Genomic DNA, 19,480 nt, shown 5'->3' on the forward strand with positions numbered 1-19,480 from the left:
TTTCATCAGGCTGATGAGCTTTTTGCTATGGAAAAAGGCTTCGAGTTTCTGGACAAGGAACTCGAACAACTTTTCCCTCCTCAAAACGATAATTTTTCGCCAAAATATGTTGACAAATTAGTAAAAGTCTTCATGAAAGATGGCAAAGAAAAGTGGATTTTAGTACATATAGAAGTGCAAGGTTATAAAGATGTGAATTTTCCTGAAAGGATGTTTACTTATTACTATCGCATTTTTGATAAGTATAACAAACCAATTACCGCATTTGCCATATTCACTGACGACAGTTTCAGGCTTTATCCTGATAAATTCGAACAATCATTTTTAGGTACCAGTATCCGCTACGAGTACAATACCTATAAGATAACCGAACAAAGTGAAGAAGATTTATTTAGCAGCAACAATCCATTTGCTATGGTTGTATTAGCTGTTAAAGCGGCTCTCAAAAGCAAGAGAATCAATCAATCAGAGTTATTTGAATTAAAGCTCGGTTTAGCAAAAACACTTTTGCGAAAACAATTCTCTAAAGATAAAATAAGAGCCTTAATGAACTTTCTGAAATATCATATTCGTTTTGATAAAGAAGAAACTATGATTAAATTTGATAAAGAAATTGAATCACTCACAGGTAAATCTACTACTATGGGCATTGAAGAATTTTTAATCAATCGGGCAACAGAGCAAGGACGAAAAATAGGAGTTGAAGAAGGGATTGAATCACAAAAGGAATCTTTTGTAATTGCTCTTTTAAGAGATACAAATCATAGTTCAGAAAAGATCGCTCAATTAACAGGTGTTTCTTTAGCGTTTGTTGAAAAAATAAAAAAAGAATTAGAAACAAAGTAGTTTATAATTGTCAGACTTCACCGAAATATCACAACAAGACCTTCAGGCAATTCTTGCCAAGCCTAAAACATTATTATTAGATGTTCGGGAAATATGGGAATTTGCTGATTTTAATATTGGGGGTATGAATATCCCACCGCATGAAATTACCGAAAGACTGGAAGAATTGAGCGGTTATGATACTATTGTAGTTGCTTGCTCAAATGGCACAAGAAGTAGTATTGTGGCTCGTCTTCTCACAAAGAAACTACCTGCTAAAGAAATATTACACCTCGAAGAAGGAATTTTCTGATAAATATCAATAAATAGCTCCGTGGCTACTTATTGATATTTACTCATGGGTTTAGAATCCTTTATAGTCTCTGTCTTTCTTAACTAACCATTTACCAACGGCATAAGAAAGAGCCATTAAAACAACAAAAAATAAAATAGCAACCCAGGTTGGATATTGATAACCGAACATATTCGTTTTGAGTTTTAAGTTTCAACCCTGCAAAAATACAATAAAAACCTATACGCAGAGGTGATTGGCTATAAAAAAAACGAAAAATTTAACAGCAAGTTATTTAACTTTAGCTAACGACATTTCGAAAAAATGTATCCAGTTTTGTCCGTCTCTGCTGATTTCTCCTTTTTCAACCCATTTATTATCTACTAAACGAATCGTATATTTAATCTCGCCCGCCTGTGGGTTCTTAAATTTCCATTCAATGGCTCCATCAGCCAGTATAGTAAAATCTGCATCAACGTGTCCTCCATCGCCTCTGATAGCCCTCATCAGATACTTGTTATTATACAAATCATAAGAGACCGTAGCATAAGCCTGATGAATCACCGTATTGGTATCATCGGCAGCTACTCCTCTACCCTCAATCTGTACAACAGTATTATTAGCTTTTAATGAGACATTCTCTGTCTGAATAAAATTATGTTTCTGAGGACCAAACTGAATCCAGCCTGTTCCTTTCCATTTTCCGACCAGAAAGTAAGTTTTGTTCATAGCTTCCAACAATTTGGGGCTTGGTTTTAAAGTAGGTTGTGCCATAGGTGTAAACCCAACACCCAACAAAAAAAGTATTAGCAAAAAAACAATGTAATTCTTCATATTCATAAAGTAGTTTACAATATAAACTTGATTAATAAAAAAATTAGTTACTTCTTAAATACACTTGCAGGTCTTTTACATATTTGCTGAAAGCCTCTGCTCCCTGATTTGTTATTTTGCAGATAGTAAGTGGATACTTGCCTTTAAATGTTTTTTCGATGCTGATATAATTTGCCTGTTGCAATTTTTCCAACTGCACACTTAAATTTCCGGCAGTTGCATTGGTTTTTTCTTTCAGATATACAAATTCGGCTTGTTCTACCCCTACCAAAATAGACATAATAGCCAAACGTAATTGCGAGTGAATAAGAGGGTCTAAGTCGTTAAACATCTTTTTGTGCCTTATTATACAAAATATGCCCGGGTATGATATAAGCAATTACTACAACTGCTGCTGTAACTAATAACTGCTCCATCATTTCTAACCTGAAAGCAATTAAACAACCTATCCAGGCTACTACGGCTCCTACAATCTGTGGCGTGAATTTCAACATTCCTCCATTAACAAATAAAGCAATACCATAGAGTAGTAAAATTAAGGGGATAATTTTGAAATTGATGAATTGCATGTTCAAAACTAAAATTAAAATACAAATCACAAATCCTGACCAGAGAAATATCAGTACTTTATCGAAATAAGTCGTTATCTTCTGTTCATTCTTTTGTTTAAACCCTAAGGCAATACTGGCTATTGCGCCTAAAATCATAAGGCACCAAGCTAAATAAGATTGCTGACCATAGCCTGCACTGAGCAGATAGTAATTCAGAAAACTGGCAATCAATACCAGATACCCCCACATCAATGAGTAATAGCTATCGAGCTTTGTTATTCTTTTTTTTGTCGTTTCTATCATACTTTCAATGATGAGCAGACTTTCATTCTGAGTAATTGGTTTTTCTTCCATAGTTTGTATTAATAAATCTTCCACAATTATAAAGTAGTTTATATTATAAACCAAATTAATACGTAAAAAAACTTTATATAATTTTTTACCATATCAGATAAAAGACTTAATTGCCATACCAAGCATAGCTACCACCACTATCCAACCAATAAACTGGAGAAAAATTGAGTGTTTGTAGGTTCCCATTAGTCTTGTTTGCCTGCTCACTAATAAAATAATGGCTAAACCCACAGGTAAAATAAAACCATTGAGTGTGCCAACCCATACCAAAACAGCAACCGGTTTACCAATTACTACGAAAACAATGGTTGAAAAAACAATGAAGCCAATTATGATTTGCTGATGAAATTTTTCGAAGACCGGATGAAAGGTGCGAAAGAAAGAAACGGAAGTATAGGCTGCCCCTACTACCGAGGTGATAGCTGCACACCAGATAACAATACCAAAAATTTTATAACCTATATTTCCTGCTGCTTGCTGAAATACCGAAGCCGCAGGATTATCTTTGCTTAAACTAAATCCTGCTACTACTACCCCTAAAGAAGCTAAAAATAGCAGATAACGTACAATAGCCGTTACTAAAATACCTGTAGATGCACTTTTATTAATCTGAGGTAGATTCTCCTGCCCGCCTATTCCGGCATCAATTAAGCGGTGTACACCTGCAAAGGTAATATATCCACCTACTGTTCCGCCAACGAGAGTGATAGTAGCTAAAGCATCAAATTTTTGAGGGATAATGGTGTGGTGTATAGCATCCAAAACCGGCGGTTTAGCTACAAATACTACATATAAAATCAGGACAATCATAGCAAATCCTAAAATTTTAGCAAAGTTATCCATTACTTTGCCTGCTTCTTTAGATAAAAATATCCCTATTGCTATAATAGCACTGATCACTGCTCCAGTTTTTACATCTATCCCAAAAAGTACCTCAAAGCCTAAGCCTGCGCCTGCTACATTTCCGATATTAAAAGCCAACCCTCCGATTACAATCAGAAAAGCTAATAAATAGCCAAGCCCTGGAGCTAAATCATTGGCTAAATCCTGTGCTCTTTTGTTACTGACAGCTACTACTCGCCAGATATTTAGCTGTGTTGCAATATCTAACAGAATTGACAATAAAATAACAAAGCCGAAACTTGCTAATAGTTGACCTGTAAAAACAGTAGTTTGAGTCAGAAAACCAGGTCCTATGGCAGAAGTTGCCATCAGAAAAGCCGCACCTGTAATAGCTCCTTTGTAGTTATTTTTTGTCATTAGTGATTAGGTTAAAACTTTTATTTTGAACAGGAAGCGAACTGCTTTTATGCTAATAAGTAATAATATATAGGTTTTTACTTGATTATCAGCAAGTTATCAATTGTTCCCAGTATTAGAAAAGGTTTGATAATTTTTTATAATAAAGAAAGGCATGACTGAGCCATGCCTTTCTTTATAAAATCAAATATCCTAAAATCACCCTTCATACTCCTCCACCGGAGGGCAAGCGCAAACTAAATTCCTGTCCCCATAAGCAGAGTCAATACGGCTTACGGTTGCCCAGAATTTGTTGGCTTTTACGTAGGGTAACGGAAAGGCTGCTTTTTCTCTGGTATATTGTTTATCCCAGTTTTCGGCTAATACTACTGCTGCCGTATGTGGGGCATTTTTCAATACATTATTCGCTTTGTCAGCATTGCCTGCTTCTACTTCGCTGATTTCTTCTCTGATAGTCAACATGGCATCACAGAAACGGTCAAGTTCTGCTTTTGATTCTGACTCTGTTGGCTCAATCATCAAAGTTCCTGCAACCGGGAACGACAAGGTTGGGGCATGGAAATTATAGTCCATCAAACGTTTGGCTACATCTTCTGCTTCTACGCCTGCCGATGATTTGAACGGGCGTAAATCTACAATCATTTCGTGCGCACAACGGCCGTTGCTTCCGGTATAGAGAATCGGATATTTTTCTTCCAGACGGGCCTTGATATAATTGGCATTCAGAATCGCATATTTAGTGGCATTGGTTAATCCCTCACCGCCCATCATAGCAATATACGCATAAGAGATAGTCAGGATACTGGCACTACCATAAGGCCCTGCCGAAATAGCATGAACTCCATCATAACCCGATACAGGTACTACTTTGTGGTTGGGTAAGAAAGGCACCAGATGTTGAGCTACACCAATTGGCCCCATACCCGGACCACCCCCACCATGCGGAATACAGAAGGTTTTATGCAGATTCAGGTGGCAAACGTCTGCTCCTATAGAAGCAGGAGAAGTTAAGCCTACCTGTGCATTCATATTGGCTCCATCCATATATACCTGTCCACCGTTCTGATGAATAATGGCACAGATTTCTTTGATTGATTCTTCAAAAACACCGTGTGTTGATGGGTAAGTAGCCATCAGACAAGAGAGTCTGTCTGCATATTGCTCTGCCTTGGCTTTCAGGTCTTCTACATCTATGTTTCCTCTTTCGTCGCATTTGGTTACAATCACCTGCATACCTGCCATCACAGCCGATGCCGGATTAGTACCATGTGCCGACGACGGAATCAGGGCAATATTACGATGCCCCTCTTCACGGCTTTCATGATAAGCTCTGATAACCATTAAGCCTGCATATTCGCCCTGTGCGCCTGAATTAGGCTGTAGCGACATTCTGGCAAAACCTGTAATGGCGCACAACCAGTCATTCAACTCTTCAAATAACTGCTGGTAACCCTGTGTTTGTTCTTGTGGTGCAAATGGGTGCATCTTCCCAAACTCAGGCCAGGTAACCGGAATCATTTCGGCGGTGGCGTTGAGTTTCATGGTACAACTTCCCAACGAAATCATGGAATGTACCAAAGACAAATCTTTGTTTTCCAATGATTTCAGATAACGCAACATCTCGTGTTCGGTATGATAGCTACTGAATACCGGATGAGTCATATAAGCAGAAGTACGATTCAGACTTGGGGCAAAAACCACATCAATCTCACTTTTCAGATTAATTGTTGTCTCTTTTCCGCTTGCTTCTGCAAAAATCTTCAATAATTCTTCAACATCAGCCAGAGTCTTGGTTTCGTCAAAAGAGATACTTACATTGCCTTGGTCAAGGTATCTGAAATTTACGCCTTGTCTTTCAGCAATGGCACGAAGTGCGGTGCTATCTTCTGTATGAAGCGTAACGGTATCGAAATAATTATGAGTCAATAACTGATAATCCAGTCCTTCTACTGATTCGGCAAATAGTCTCGTTAGGCCATGAACTTTGGCTGCTATATTTTTCAAGCCTTGCGGGCCATGATAGACGCCATAGGCCGCCGCCATTACTGATAGCAGTACCTGAGCAGTACAGATATTAGAAGTAGCTTTTTCACGGCGGATATGTTGCTCACGGGTTTGTAAGGCCATACGTAAAGCACGGTTGCCTTGTGCATCTACCGATATGCCTATGATACGACCCGGAATCTGACGTTTGAAAGCATCTTTAGTAGCAAAGTAAGCCGCATGAGGGCCACCATAGCCCATAGGCACACCTAAACGTTGCGCTGAACCCACTACTACATCAGCACCCATTTCACCCGGAGGGGTTAGTAAGGTCAAGGCTAATAAATCGGCTGCTACGGCTACTGTTACATTCAGTTCATGTGCCGAGGTGATTAAGTCTGTATAATCATATACTTCTCCGTTAGTAGCCGGATATTGCAACAATACGCCATATACCTCTTCTTGTGTCAGGTCGAAAGTTTCATGGTTTCCTACTACTACTCTGATACCCAGCGGTTTTGCACGACCTAATACCACATCAATGGTTTGTGGATGACAAAGCTCTGAAACGAAAAAAGTATTGGCATTTTTCTTCGCAGCCGGACGGATATTGTGCAACATCGTCATAGCCTCTGCTGCTGCCGTGGCTTCATCCAATAAAGAGGCATTGGCAATTTCCATTCCTGTCAGGTCAATTACCATTGTCTGAAAGTTCAGCAGCATTTCCAGACGACCCTGAGCAATCTCTGCCTGATAAGGAGTATAAGCCGTGTACCACGCAGGGTTTTCGAGAATATTTCTCAGAACAACGTTCGGCACTGTGGTATCATAATACCCTGTACCTATGTATGATTTAAAAATCTTGTTTTTTTGTGCCAGCAATTTAAAGTCAGCTAAGAAATCAGCTTCTGATTTAGCTTTTGGCAAATTTAAAGGTGCTTGCAGACGAATCTGCTCCGGAACTGTTTGATTGATGAGTGTTTCAAGCGAATCGGCTCCGATGGTTTTTAACATTGCCTGTAAGTCATTTTCGCTTTTGCCTTGGTGTCGGCTTTCAAAGGATTCTTGAGTATTGAGATTGATTTTCATCGGGAAGTTAAAATGTGTTATTGAACGACCCGCCGCAGCGGTAAATGCACTATTGCTAATACAACAATAAGTACATTCCAGATTGTTCTGCAAATATAATAAAATTAGAAATTAGTTGTCGAAACAATTGACTTGAATAGCAGATAATTTTTATTAGAAAGAAACAATTTAGCTTTAGTTTTACCTAATGGCCTTACATTTTTTAGAAAAAATATCTATCAAATTAGTAGAGTGATAGATAAATTGTCGATTTTTGATTGCAGATTGTCGAATAGGATATTAAATCAATTGACAATCTGCAATCGACACTCGAAAATTCCTCTCATTTCAACAATCCCTTCACAAACTCATTATTCTGCAGATAGCTTTCAAACATGCTTCTTCCTTCAGGCACTGCACCTTCTATTTGCACACAGCCGGTATAGCCGATTTCATCAATACAGCGCCTTACTTCCATAAAATCCACCATACCTTTGCCTAAAAGGTAACCATTCTCTTTGAAATGAAATTCACAAATCTGGTTTTGCTTACCCAACCAACGAATCTCTTTATAAATATCATACCCCATTTGCAGAGAGTTCGCAACATCATAATAACATTTGATGGCTTTTGAGCCTACAGCATCTATAATCTTCATGTGTTCTTCGGCACTCAACCATGATTCTATGCCCAAGGTTATACCCAATCTCTCGGCTTTAGGTGCTACCTGCCTGAATTTTTTGATAACGACCTCCTGCCCTTTTGGGTCATTTTTCAAATCTCCATTAAAGAAAAAGGCTAATAAAACTACTTTGACGCCCAATGCTTTGGCAACATCTATACTATCAGACACCCACTCGTCGGTACGGTTATCTGATTTGTAAGGTATATTGTTCAACTCCCCTATACCTAAGCCTGTAAAACCTACTTTAAAAATATCGGCCAATGCTTTATAGGCTTGTTGCACGTCTTTATTGCGTAGGTGCATATTGTTTTCTGCCGAACCCAAACTTACCTGTACGCCATCTAAGCCAATACGCTTCGCCATTTCCATCGCACCTAAATTTCCGGTGTTGTTGATAGACCAGTCGCAGGCACCAACGCGAAACTGATTGTCTGTTGCAGCAAACAGTTCATTATGGAAAAAGGAGGCCATCATGCCTCCCCCTATCCCTTTGATAATATTTCGTCGGTTCATAAATTTAATTAGTGAATAGCGAATGGTGAATTAGTGAATAATGCTATTCGCTAATTCACCATTCACTAATTCGTCATTATTTATATCCCCATTTATTGATTATCTCTAAATCTTCTTTGATAGAATCTAACGGAGCTTTGCCTTGGTAAGATTCCTGCTCTATGATAAAATGTACCGTACCGCCAGATTTTCTACCCATATCAATGATTTCTTTTACATTGATAATACCTGTACCTAACACAGCACTTTCATATTTTTCACCGGCTCCCTCTGCCGTTCCTTTTACGGCAATCTCATCTTTTACGTGCATCGACTCAAAACGACCTGGGAATCTTTTCAACAAATCAGCGGCTCTTCCGCCACCACCATACATATTACCAATATCCAATTGTTGAATCACGAGTTTAGGGTCTGTGTTTTGCAGAATAAGGTCATAAACCGGTACAGCATTTAATTTAAGACTAAACTCGAAATCGTGGTTATGATAGCCATATTTCATTCCTGATTTCTGACATAATTCACCTGATTTATTGAAAACATCCATAAAACGTTTCAAACTATCCATGTCTTTACGCAGACTTACATCTAACCAGGGGCTTATCACATATCTTTGTCCGCAAATGGCGGCATCTTCTACTGTTTTTTTCCAAAGGTCAGTAAAATCATTTTTCGACTCGTCCCAGTGTTGTTTGCCCATTACTGTATGACCGCTCGGCATTTTCAAGCCTAAATCGTCCAGAATTTTCTTAAACTCTGTAGGTGAGTATCCGTAGAATTTACCATTTACATAATTGGCGTGTTCTACATTTTTATAACCCATATCAGCCACTTTTTTCAAAGTGCCCATTGGGTCTTTTTTCATATCATCACGCACTGAGTAGAGTTGCACACCCACCATTTCACCTTTCTTTTTTGCTGCAAATAACTCATGAGATAAGGCAGTGGAGGCTGCAAGAGCCATAGCTCCTTTTTGTAAGAAGTCTCGTCTTTTCATAGTAATACTGATAGGTTTTTGATAGATAACGGTAATGTCCGTTTGGTTGAATCTTTAAATTTACTAATTGTCAATTGATTACTTAAATAAAACATTAAAAAAAATTTACAAATAAGGCGAAACCATTGTTTTCAGCGATAGGATGAGTTCTTCGTCCATAAACTGGTATTCATCAGGAATATCTAATACCATGATTTCCTTCTCATTAACAAGGTGAGGGAATTTTTGTTGAATACGTTGCTTATGTTTTTTCTCCATCACAAAAACCACATCAGCCCATTGTAAGAGTTTCTCAGTCAGTTTGGTACGGGCACTGGGTTCCGTACCTGCCGATTTCACCTGATGATAGGCATGGTTTTTAAAAATAGCCTCAGCAGTGGGGCTACGCCATTGGTTACGACTGCATACAAAAAGAAGATTCATTAATTATTTGTCCACAATTTTTTTAACTAACTATCAGAGGGTTAAATTTCTTTTATATCATAAGACCGCACTACACCAGTACCCATAAACCTGATACGTGTACCTACTATTTTACCGATAGGTTTTGTAAAATCACCCTGATAGGCAAGTTTCTCACCAACCCATATCTTGATTTTCTGGTTTTGTACTTCGCATTTTACCTTTACAAAATCCTGAAAATCTACGCCAAAATCTGAAAGGTCATTCGTTCTGCCCTCTCTCGTTTTCGCACCTACATTCAGGTGTATCTCTCCTACACAACCTTTAATACTTAAAGGAATAGCAATAATACCTTCGGTACCCAATAATACAATTCTGGTGTATTGACAAACTCCTTCCCCTCTCGAAAAAGTATGTTTTACTTCAGTTTCCATTAAAAAATGCTCGCTTGAAACCGTGTTCTTTCCGGAAACTTTATGAATACTCGACCACAGCTTTTCTTTATTCAAATCAATACCTAAACTTTCAAAGTCCTTTTCGTCTATTCTCAAAGGCTTATGCTCATCAATTTTTTCTATCTCATGTCTGAATAAGTAAGCCGGAATCGGTTCTTTATCAATCATGCCCAACCAGCCATCTGACTCTATAAATAAATCATGCTCTTTTACTATCGTATTATTCAGAATCAGTTTTGCCTGAAAATAACCGGGAGCATAATAAGTACTGGTGTACTCATGCTTATATTTATCTACCTTAAAGCGTCGTGAAGGGTCCCAGTTTTGCTGGATAAATACCGAGTCGGCATTAGAATCTGCGGCGTTATATTGAAAAATAACCGTGTTGGGCAATCCCTTGGCAACAGGCTTACTTGTAAAATAAATATTGCGATATGTCAGACCATTAGACTTGTTTTGGAAAGCCCACAAAACCCCGGTAAAAAGTATAATTACCGTAGCTACTAATCCCCAATTGAATTTTTTCGGAACATACTCCGTACGTATGGTTGGCTCAGGTTCATCAAGGGTGAACGGTTGCTCATATATTATAGCTCCGTTTTTCAGAAACTCTCTCCAGTTTTCGTAGCCTATAAACTGCGCCAGTACATTAAGCGTGGCAAGATTTGGTGTGCTGTCATATTTTACCTTTCCCCAAATCCTTTTGAGTGTTGAGTTACTCAACGAAACTTTTGTTTTGGCAAAAATCAACTCGCTTAACTCCTCAAAATCCTGATTCTGCCAGTGTGCACTATCGCCCCAGGATAATTGAGTCTCCACTATTTCCTTACATTTTTCAATATAAAAACGCTCGTTGTTCATCGGAAATGAAATGAAAAGGTTTGCAAAAATTCTGAAAGGTTTAAATTTTAACAAACGCAGGATTACAAACTAAAATTAACGAAACTTTTTCGTATTCGGTTATTAACTCTTTTAAATGATATAAAATTAAATCGAACGGCAACTTATAATAAGCCAGAGAAAGACCGTATTAGCGCCATTGCACTTTTCTCACTTAATTATTTTTTCGTTAATTTGAATAAGGTTAATAAGCAGGTCATTCTTGTTAGCCTTGTATATATGGCTACATTTACCAGACTTGAGAAATTTTATGCCGAAGCCAAAGGGAATAAATGGTTTCGTGGGTTTACTGTTTTCTGTCGCATAACTTTAGCCTTAGGATTTATTCCGTCAGGTTGGGTAAAAACCATTGGCGAACGGTTTACAGCCCTATCCAATAATCATCCGTTAGGTAATTATTTTGAAGCCTTACACCATACAGGGTTTTATTATACTTTTATAGGTGTTTCACAGTTGCTGATTGCACTCTTATTAATAATTCCCAGAACGGCAATTCTTGGTGCACTGCTCTATTTTCCTATCATTCTGAATATTTGTATCCTTACTTATGCTACCCGGTTTGAGGGCACTCGTATTGTAACTTTAATGCTTCTGGCAAACCTGTATTTGCTATTCTGGCATTATGACCGCATAAAATATATTTTACCGTTTAACCAAATCAAAGAAGCGAATATCGAAACACAAAAGAAATCTTCTACCAACAAATTTCCATTCATATTTTTTGGTTGTGTGATTCTGGCTATTGCTTCGGTGATAATCATTAACATTTTTTTGTTTGACATCCGGCCAGGAAATTCATTGATTGAATGCACCAATGGCTGTGCAGGTAGTGATAAAAAAGCCTGTGAAGAATTCTGCGATTGTATTCACAACCAGGGCAAACCGCTTGAAAAATGTTTAGAAAAATACCATACAGCTAAAAAAAGGAAGGAATAGCTATGAGGCCATTATAATCAAATATCCTACTTTGAGTTTGCCAGCCATCGTATTATTTTCTCCCAGATCAATATGCCATTACTCAATCTTTGAATCGTTAGCTTGATAAAGTTTCGGTTTTTCAGCCTAATTGTATCAGCATAAAGACCGAAAGGATAGTTCTTTCATATTCAAATGATTTAATTCAACGCAAAACAATGTAGAAACACCTGCTTTTAGCGTATTGCTGGCTATTCAAATATAAAAGCTATAGGTTAATATTGGTACCCAAAACTTATTTTAAGGCAGGTCTTCTATTGTATACAAATCATTACAAAAAGCACTATAAATATACAAACCCTTTTTACCACTTAGTAAAATACTGATAAAACTCATGGAATCACTTTACTTTTTGACGAACTTTGTTTAATTGTTTAACGGACAAACAAAAACCATAAACTTTTCAGCTAAGATTAGCCATTGAGGTTGATTAGCTGTTTTAAATTTACATTTTATAGCTATGAAAAATTCACAAGTCTTACTGCTTGGGCTTATTATCCTGAGCAGTTGTAAATCTTCTGACCCTGCACCAGTGCCTGTCGACAAAACTGAATTTACAGTCGAAAGCATTATCGGAACCAATACCGGAAATATTGTTGCTTCCCGTAAAGGCTTTTTTAGTCTATCAGATGGAAAAGTTTACTCTCAAACAGAAGCCGTTGCTGTTTCAGACCAGATTGATTTTGCTTACAATTATCATGGAGGAGGTTGTAGTAGCTGTCGTTTTTTTGAAAATGTAAAACAGATGTCAACCCGAACCGGATATGTAAGTGCGTTTAGTACTGTTACTGATTCTCGTGTCGAAAATGTTGAGTATTATAACAAAATGTCGGTAGCTGCCTTTGATTCTGTTGAAACAGTTGCTGATTTTGAAAGGGTAGTAAAGAACTACAAAATCAAATTCGATGAAATGTATGGTTCGGCTGATGTAACTAACCGAACTACTGATGCCGCAACCGGAAAAGTCTTCGGCTTTAAAGACAAAAAAGGACGCTTAGGATTCTTTAAAATCAGTAATTATACTGCTAATGTGGCAACAGGTAGCGCCACGCCTTTAACTATCAGTGTAAAGCTAAAACCCTTGTAAAAGGTTGCTGACAAAAGAGTTATTAAGAGTAGTGCTATTCATCTGAAAAATAGTTACTACTCTTATTTGCTTCAACAAATTATTTTGTGATTGAAATAGTCTTGTTATCTTTCCCATATCCTGACTTATTCAACCATATTCCATTTTATGACCCGAAGTTTTTATTCTTCTGCCATTGTCTTTGCTGCTATATACACTGTTCTTATCTTATTTAAAAGCATTTTGTATCTGATACTCGGCATACAAGCGAGTAACCTGCCATCAATCGGTGGGTGGTTTACTTTCGAGTTTCTGACATGGCTGGTCTGGTCAATAATATTACTGAAATACTATCATTTCTATAAGCATACTTTTGTTTTCCGGGCACTTATACTATCCATAGTAGTTTCTGTCTTTCATTTTTTCTCTTTTCTGCAACTCATGCAAACGAAAGAGATACTCAATTATCATATCATAACTATTATCGGTTCTCTGGGAGCCGGTATATTATATGCCATCAGCCTGCTCAGTTCCGGTACAGGTAAAAATCGGTGGCTACGAATGGCCGGAATTGTGTTATTGATAGAAGGAATCATTATGACTTCAGCTATTATCTGGTCTATTAACTCTACCAGTTTTATGCTGAGTGGTACACTTGGGCGTATAGAACAATGGGTAGGATTGGCAGGAACACTGGTACCCATTGCTTTTATTTTCCATTTTTTAGAAGAAAAGAAAATAAGTACAGACAAACCTAATGCTGGTCAGGAATCGTGGGTAGGTACGATTAATTTTGCTGCAGTGATCATAGCAATGGGCGGGCTTTATTTCATTTCAATTTTAGTTTTAGATAGTATGGACATCAGCAAAAATGCCAGACGTGCAGACACTCATCTCAAAAAAATAGCAGAGCCATTTGAAGCAGGAATCTATGTAAACAATCATCAGGATACTCTCCGGTATCGCTTATTGAAACCTCTGAACTATGACTCAACCAGGCAGTATCCATTAGTCATATGCCTGCACGGGAGTTCAGGAAGTGGGATGGATAATGCCCGTCAGGTTGTTGCGTCATTGCCTGTACCATTGCTTTCAAAACCCGAAAACAGAACTAAATACCCTGCTTTTCTTTTTGTTCCTCAATGTCCGGTAGGCGCTACCTGGGGTGGTATCCCTCATTTTCCTGCTATTGACTCTCTGGTTTTTGAAGCCATTGCCTCATTACAACAAAAACTTCCATTTGATACAAACAGGTATTATGTAGCAGGCAATTCTTTAGGAGGTTATGGGGCATGGCATTTTATCTCTACACGTCCTACACTATTTGCTGCGGCCATTCCAATTTCGGGTGCGGGCAATACTTCGGTGGCTAAAAATATTGTTGATATACCTGTATGGGCTTTTCATGGAGCCAATGACAGAAATGTTCCGGTAATTGGTTCCCGTGTCATGATTGAGGCGATGAAAAAAGCAGGAGGAAACCCTAGATACACCGAATATTCCGACAAAGCCCACAATATCTGGAATGAGGTAAGTGATACACCGGGGTTGTTACAATGGTTGTTTGCGCAGAGGAAAAAATAGTGTGTTTTGTAGAGGTGTATACCTCTTCGGAATTCAAAAAAATAGCTTATCAGCCAGACGAAAAGTATTGCAATGAGCTTCTACAATATCGGCAATACGTGGCGAATAACCGCCACCCATTGAAACCACAATCGGAATTTTGTTTTTGATAGCCTGTTCAAAAACAAAAGTATCCCTTTGCTTACAGCCCTCCATCGACACCTTCAGTTTACCTAATTTGTCGGAGGCTAAAATATCTACACCAGAAATGTAGAAAATAAACTGTGGTTTTACCTCTTCTATCAATTGTGGCAATGTTCTATAAAGTAAACTCAGGTATGCTTCATCTTCACAATAGGTAGATAATTCTATATCTAAATCTGATTTTTCTTTTTTCAGCGGATAATTCTCTTTACCGTGCATTGAAAAAGTAAAAACCCTTGGCTCATTCTCAAAAATAAGCGCAGTACCATTGCCCTGATGCACATCCAGGTCAACTACCAGTATCTGATTGACTAACTGATTGGTAAGCAGGTAATTGGCCGCTACCGCTACATCATTCAACAAACAAAAGCCCTCGCCCCTATCGACATAGGCATGATGCGTGCCGCCTGCAATGTTCATCGAAATCCCCGATTCAAAGGCAAACGTACAACAGTCAATTGTACCTTGTGTAATTATCAGTTCCCGCTCAACCAGTTTTTCAGAGACCGGAAAACCAATACGACGTTCCATTCTGGCATCAATCCTTAGGTTGAGCAAATCTTCAAAATAGGCTTTATCGTGTACACCTAATACCCATTTCGGTTCAACAACCACAGGTGCAAAGAAGTTTTCGGGCGTGCATGTACCCTCATAAAGCAACTGTTCATGAATTAACTCGTATTTTATCATCGGAAACCGATGACCCGGCGGCAGTGGATGAGTATAGATAGAATCGTAAGCTATTTTCAGCATAGATACTACTTAAAAAGGCGGGTGTCTAAAGAATACTTGCCGGGGCCTGTCAGAAAAATGGCAACAAAACCTGTAAGATATAATAAGGCTTGTTCTTTATCGCCAAGGGGGTCGTCTCCATGAATTACCAAAGCAACTACTCCCATGCAGATAATCAGTACAACAGAAGCTAATCTGGTAAATAAGCCTATAATCAGCAGTAGAGAACAAAAGAATTCTGCAAAAATAGTTAACCCTTGCGAAACCATAGGTGATACATGCAAAGGGTCAGGAAAATCATGGACTCCGGCTAAAAAACTCTGGAGTTTATTATAACCGTGTGGAATCATTAAACCGGCCAAGCCTAACCTTAATAATAAAACTGCTAAACTTATCTGGTTTGTTAAAGTTGTGGGTTTCAGAAATTTTTTAAGCATTATTCTTATTTTATCTCTTCAAAATCAACATACTGTCCGCCTTCGTATCCTCCTTTCTTATCCGACGATTGTGTGGGTTTCACCTTGATATCTCCCTCTTTTCCTCGTTTTTTCTCCATTATATCGTTGTAGCGTTTTTGCTCTTTGGCAATCTGCTTACCTACCAATAAATTGAACAGGAAGTTTCTGAACACCGGAACAAAGACTATCAGTAGTAAAAATATGAGAATGTATTTAAACATGACCTTAATTCCCGAATGGGAAATTTAAAAATAAGACTGAATATTGTACAAATGTAATTTGTTTTTAGAGCATTTTTAAATTTTATTTTTCTGACTGAAAAGGACAGATTTTTTAGTTAGACAAGACACATTTTTTCGATGTAGCCAGCAGCTACATCGAAAAAATGTAACGCAGTATAACTGAAAAAGATGCCTTTGAAGGTCGAACAATAATTTTTAAATATGCTCTAATAGATGTAATACAATCAAAACTGAAAATTAATTCCTTCTGTTTTGCCCTTATGAGATACCAATCAGTTTCAATAGAATGTCTAATGTATCTGGACTACTCGGGCGAACAGCATCAGGCTGAACAATTGTTCCGTTTTTATCGATAATCATATAACGTGGAATACCGTTGATTTGGTATTTTCTGACTACTTCAGAGGCCCAGCCACCCTCTGAATACCCATGTTCGCCATTGTCTAACTGCAATCTTTCAACCGCATTTTTCCAGTTATTAGGGTCTTCATCGATAGAGATATATAAAAACACAATGCTTTTCTTTTGCTTATCTGTAAGCGAAGCATGAATTTTTTTAGAAAACGGAAATTCCTGACGGCAAGGGCCACACCAGCTTGCCCAGAAATCAACATAAATTACCTTGCCTTTATATTTGGCAAAATTAAATTTATTGCCATTAATATCTGTCAGCACCGGATAATCGCTCGTATTTAGCAATTCCTTGGGGCTTTGCGTCTTTTCCTCTTTCTTCTTGGCAATCTCTTCTTTTTTGTTCAACGTTTCCTGACAATGGCTAATCAGTAATTTACGGTAAGTATCTGATGATACCTGACTAATCCAGTATTTGGCCGCCGAAGAGGTAATTCGTCCGCAGTTATCATACATCAGTTTTGAGAGTGTATAATCTAAAACCTTGCCTTTCAGGTATTTCAAAGCATAGTTGCTTTTGTCTGTCAGGGCTTTTACCTGGTCGCTGTATTTCACAAATTTTTGTTCCTGTGAATTAAAATAAGTAACGAAAAAAGACAGAAAGTTGCGGTAGCTTTCTGAAATCAACAGGCTTTCGTCCTGTACTTTCTGAGGGTCAAGTGCCTCAATCATTACTGACGGTAAGGATACCACACGTGTTAGTTTAGTATCAAGGTTACTGCGAGTGATAGAATACGCCAGTAATAAGTGCCAGTAATTCCAGCGGATATTGCTTTCGACCAATTTCTGAAAGTCAGCAGAAAGTTTTTCTTTTGCCGGATAATTTTTCAGAAAGTCTAATTGATTTTTGCGCTCGTCGTATAAGCCCATTTCCCAATCATCTACATTAGCTACTAACAATTGTTTATAGCGTGTTTCTTTTTCAAACGAATCAGGGAATTTCTTTTTAAATTCCGCCATAAAAGTCTGGCTTTCAGGCTCCTGCAATAGCTTATTCAATTGATTAATCAGCGCTGTTTCGCCTGACTGCAAAAAAATATCAACACTATCACCTTTTGAAAACCCGATGGTTTGCGCTGAAGACAGGATAGGGATTAGTAAAAATAAAAGTATTTTCTTTAGCATAGCTCCGGCATGTTTGATTGTCTCGTCATTATCACTCAAAACTCAATAACAAATTAACGAAAATCTATGCCAAAGATTGATAAAAAATAAAAAAATGTCGGTCTAAACCAAAGATGCCTCTACTTGCAATGACTTAAAATCCTTCTTATCGGTTTCACAGGTAGGGCACATATAGCTATCGGGCAGTTTTTCAAAAGGCACTCCTACAGGAATATCATTCAGTAAATCACCGAAATCTTTGTCATAAATTGTCAGGCAACAAGGGCATTGGTGTACAGTTTTGGTAGCGAGTACAGGTGTTTCGTCAGTCTTGTGGTCGTCTTTTAATCCTGCTGCTTTTACCTGATTTTCTGCAATCATTTTGTTGTATTTCAATACGCATCTTCTTAGCTGCTCGTCTACATTAAATCGCCATACACCCCTACTAAAATACTTTTTTGTACGCCCGTTCGGGTTAAAATCTTCTGTATAAGAAATATCATAAACCGAAAAAAGCGGAATAAGGTTAAAGAGTCTGAAGCGTCTTTTCATTAACATAATTGAAGCATATACTTCTGTACGTGGTCGGGTTTTGATACCAAAGCACAAGCCAAAAGTTCGTAAATCAATAGCATCAAAACCTCTTATCAAGGCTGATTTCAACTGTAAAGCAGTATCAGAATCATCTTCAATCTGCCAGTTAAGTTCATTGGCGGCATGACGTACATTGATATTAAACTCCGACAACACATTGCTCCACCTCCATCTGTCAACTTCCTGTATTCCTTTCACTATCAAAGATTTGAAAGGTGTCAGGCAAATCTCTCCTATTTTAGTTTCCTGGCATAAACTACAGATTTTCATCAGGAAATCTATCGGATAAGATTCATTCCTGCGATATATTCCTAACCATGTTTTTTTACCATACCTATTAAAGCCTTCGTAATAAGGCAAAGTAAAACGGGCAGGAATCAATTCCGTTTCAAGAGGAGCCAAAATAGCAATCGGCAGGTTTTCGAGCAATACTTCAATCTCTCTGCTTTCTGTTTTTTGTTGTATCAATAGCTGCTCTTCTAAATACTGACAGATTTTAGCTATCTCGTTTGAAAAAACCAATCTTTTAAAACTAACCAGTGCATTGCTTTTGGGTATCCTGACATACAGATACCAGAAATTGGGTGTAGGTGAGGCTATAAAGTTGAGATGTCCTGAAAAAAACGGGCTGAAACTTTGGTCAGCATCAGATATATTTACTTTCAGTTGAGGACTATATTCAAAAGTATCCAGAATATCCTTATAAATTCCTTCTGTCAGCCAGTTGCCTTTCTGAAAGACTTCTTCTGCCACATACGAACTCACGATGTTTGGATGCTGATTAGCATCTACCTGATAATCAATTTGCAGGGCTTCCATCGCTTTGCCGAATGTTTTTCCGAAACTATGCGGCACATAAAGCAACATCTGCTGGCGTAAGCCAAAGCGTACGCTCTCTACCTGTGCCTGTGTCGCCACAGTCAATATAGCCTTCATTTCGGCAGGCGAAGCAATGCCGCCTTTAAAATTGATTCGTATCAGATATTTATCTTGCATAAGATTAATAGTTTAATCA

General features: G+C 38.0%; 19 protein-coding genes. 5 read left to right on the plus strand and 14 right to left on the minus strand.

Annotation, left to right across the window (positions count from 1 at the left end; genetic code table 11):
• The first annotated feature begins 27 nt into the window (after window positions 1-27).
• Window positions 28-846 (plus strand): RpnC/YadD family protein, encoded by an 819-nt coding sequence (locus EWM59_RS05065; protein ID WP_229239279.1) that lies wholly within the window; start codon window positions 28-30, stop codon window positions 844-846.
• 7 nt (window positions 847-853) lie between these two features.
• Window positions 854-1,138, plus strand: a complete 285-nt coding sequence (locus EWM59_RS05070) for a rhodanese-like domain-containing protein (protein ID WP_130019857.1) — start codon at window positions 854-856, stop codon at window positions 1,136-1,138.
• A gap of 270 nt (window positions 1,139-1,408) precedes the next feature.
• Here the strand turns inward: EWM59_RS05070 and EWM59_RS05075 are convergent, their stop codons facing one another.
• The 9 genes from EWM59_RS05075 to EWM59_RS05115 all read right to left on the minus strand — a co-directional run bounded on the left by EWM59_RS05075 (window position 1,409) and on the right by EWM59_RS05115 (window position 11,077).
• Window positions 1,409-1,951 carry a hypothetical protein gene (locus EWM59_RS05075; RefSeq protein ID WP_130019858.1) on the minus strand — a complete coding sequence of 181 codons (543 nt, stop codon included), beginning with the start codon at window positions 1,949-1,951 and terminating at the stop codon, window positions 1,409-1,411.
• A gap of 43 nt (window positions 1,952-1,994) precedes the next feature.
• Complete coding sequence (locus tag EWM59_RS05080; protein ID WP_130019859.1) at window positions 1,995-2,282, minus strand: winged helix-turn-helix domain-containing protein; 288 nt, start codon at window positions 2,280-2,282, stop codon at window positions 1,995-1,997.
• Window positions 2,275-2,856: a hypothetical protein gene (locus tag EWM59_RS05085; protein ID WP_130019860.1), complete on the minus strand. Its 582-nt coding sequence runs from the start codon at window positions 2,854-2,856 to the stop codon at window positions 2,275-2,277. The genes EWM59_RS05080 and EWM59_RS05085 overlap by 8 nt, the downstream gene beginning before the upstream one ends.
• A gap of 93 nt (window positions 2,857-2,949) precedes the next feature.
• Window positions 2,950-4,116, minus strand: a complete 1,167-nt coding sequence (locus EWM59_RS05090; protein WP_130019861.1) for an NRAMP family divalent metal transporter — start codon at window positions 4,114-4,116, stop codon at window positions 2,950-2,952.
• Window positions 4,117-4,314: 198 nt separating this feature from the next.
• Complete coding sequence (gene gcvP, locus EWM59_RS05095) at window positions 4,315-7,188, minus strand: aminomethyl-transferring glycine dehydrogenase (protein WP_130019862.1); 2,874 nt, start codon at window positions 7,186-7,188, stop codon at window positions 4,315-4,317.
• A gap of 322 nt (window positions 7,189-7,510) precedes the next feature.
• A complete protein-coding gene (locus EWM59_RS05100) occupies window positions 7,511-8,365 on the minus strand; it encodes a sugar phosphate isomerase/epimerase family protein (protein WP_130019863.1) in 855 nt (284 codons plus the stop codon).
• 76 nt (window positions 8,366-8,441) lie between these two features.
• Entirely contained in the window at window positions 8,442-9,359 is a 918-nt protein-coding gene (locus EWM59_RS05105) for a sugar phosphate isomerase/epimerase family protein (RefSeq protein WP_130019864.1), read from the minus strand.
• Window positions 9,360-9,464: 105 nt separating this feature from the next.
• Window positions 9,465-9,782 (minus strand): low molecular weight protein tyrosine phosphatase family protein, encoded by a 318-nt coding sequence (locus EWM59_RS05110; RefSeq protein WP_130019865.1) that lies wholly within the window; start codon window positions 9,780-9,782, stop codon window positions 9,465-9,467.
• Between the two features lie 41 nt (window positions 9,783-9,823).
• Window positions 9,824-11,077: a hypothetical protein gene (locus tag EWM59_RS05115; protein ID WP_130019866.1), complete on the minus strand. Its 1,254-nt coding sequence runs from the start codon at window positions 11,075-11,077 to the stop codon at window positions 9,824-9,826.
• A 258-nt stretch (window positions 11,078-11,335) separates the two neighbouring features.
• On the opposite strand from EWM59_RS05115, the gene EWM59_RS05120 reads away from it, so the two are divergent.
• The 3 genes from EWM59_RS05120 to EWM59_RS05130 all read left to right on the plus strand — a co-directional run bounded on the left by EWM59_RS05120 (window position 11,336) and on the right by EWM59_RS05130 (window position 14,741).
• The gene (locus EWM59_RS05120) at window positions 11,336-12,052 is read left to right on the plus strand and encodes a DoxX family protein (protein ID WP_130019867.1); all 717 of its coding nucleotides are present in this window, start codon (window positions 11,336-11,338) and stop codon (window positions 12,050-12,052) included.
• Window positions 12,053-12,551: 499 nt separating this feature from the next.
• The gene (locus EWM59_RS05125; protein WP_130019868.1) at window positions 12,552-13,178 is read left to right on the plus strand and encodes a hypothetical protein; all 627 of its coding nucleotides are present in this window, start codon (window positions 12,552-12,554) and stop codon (window positions 13,176-13,178) included.
• A gap of 147 nt (window positions 13,179-13,325) precedes the next feature.
• Window positions 13,326-14,741, plus strand: a complete 1,416-nt coding sequence (locus EWM59_RS05130) for a carboxylesterase family protein (RefSeq protein WP_130019869.1) — start codon at window positions 13,326-13,328, stop codon at window positions 14,739-14,741.
• A 33-nt stretch (window positions 14,742-14,774) separates the two neighbouring features.
• Here EWM59_RS05130 and EWM59_RS05135 read toward each other — a convergent pair whose 3' ends face one another.
• The 5 genes from EWM59_RS05135 to EWM59_RS05155 all read right to left on the minus strand — a co-directional run bounded on the left by EWM59_RS05135 (window position 14,775) and on the right by EWM59_RS05155 (window position 19,461).
• Complete coding sequence (locus tag EWM59_RS05135; RefSeq protein WP_130019870.1) at window positions 14,775-15,677, minus strand: histone deacetylase family protein; 903 nt, start codon at window positions 15,675-15,677, stop codon at window positions 14,775-14,777.
• Window positions 15,678-15,682: 5 nt separating this feature from the next.
• Window positions 15,683-16,093 carry a DoxX family protein gene (locus EWM59_RS05140; protein ID WP_130019871.1) on the minus strand — a complete coding sequence of 137 codons (411 nt, stop codon included), beginning with the start codon at window positions 16,091-16,093 and terminating at the stop codon, window positions 15,683-15,685.
• A 5-nt stretch (window positions 16,094-16,098) separates the two neighbouring features.
• Entirely contained in the window at window positions 16,099-16,335 is a 237-nt protein-coding gene (locus EWM59_RS05145; protein ID WP_130019872.1) for a DUF4834 domain-containing protein, read from the minus strand.
• A 279-nt stretch (window positions 16,336-16,614) separates the two neighbouring features.
• Complete coding sequence (locus tag EWM59_RS05150) at window positions 16,615-17,931, minus strand: TlpA family protein disulfide reductase (protein WP_130019873.1); 1,317 nt, start codon at window positions 17,929-17,931, stop codon at window positions 16,615-16,617.
• A 63-nt stretch (window positions 17,932-17,994) separates the two neighbouring features.
• Window positions 17,995-19,461 (minus strand): rubredoxin, encoded by a 1,467-nt coding sequence (locus EWM59_RS05155; protein ID WP_130019874.1) that lies wholly within the window; start codon window positions 19,459-19,461, stop codon window positions 17,995-17,997.
• Window positions 19,462-19,480: the final 19 nt, after the last annotated feature.

The organism is Emticicia agri (assembly GCF_004168285.1).
Lineage (GTDB): Bacteria > Bacteroidota > Bacteroidia > Cytophagales > Spirosomataceae > Emticicia > Emticicia agri.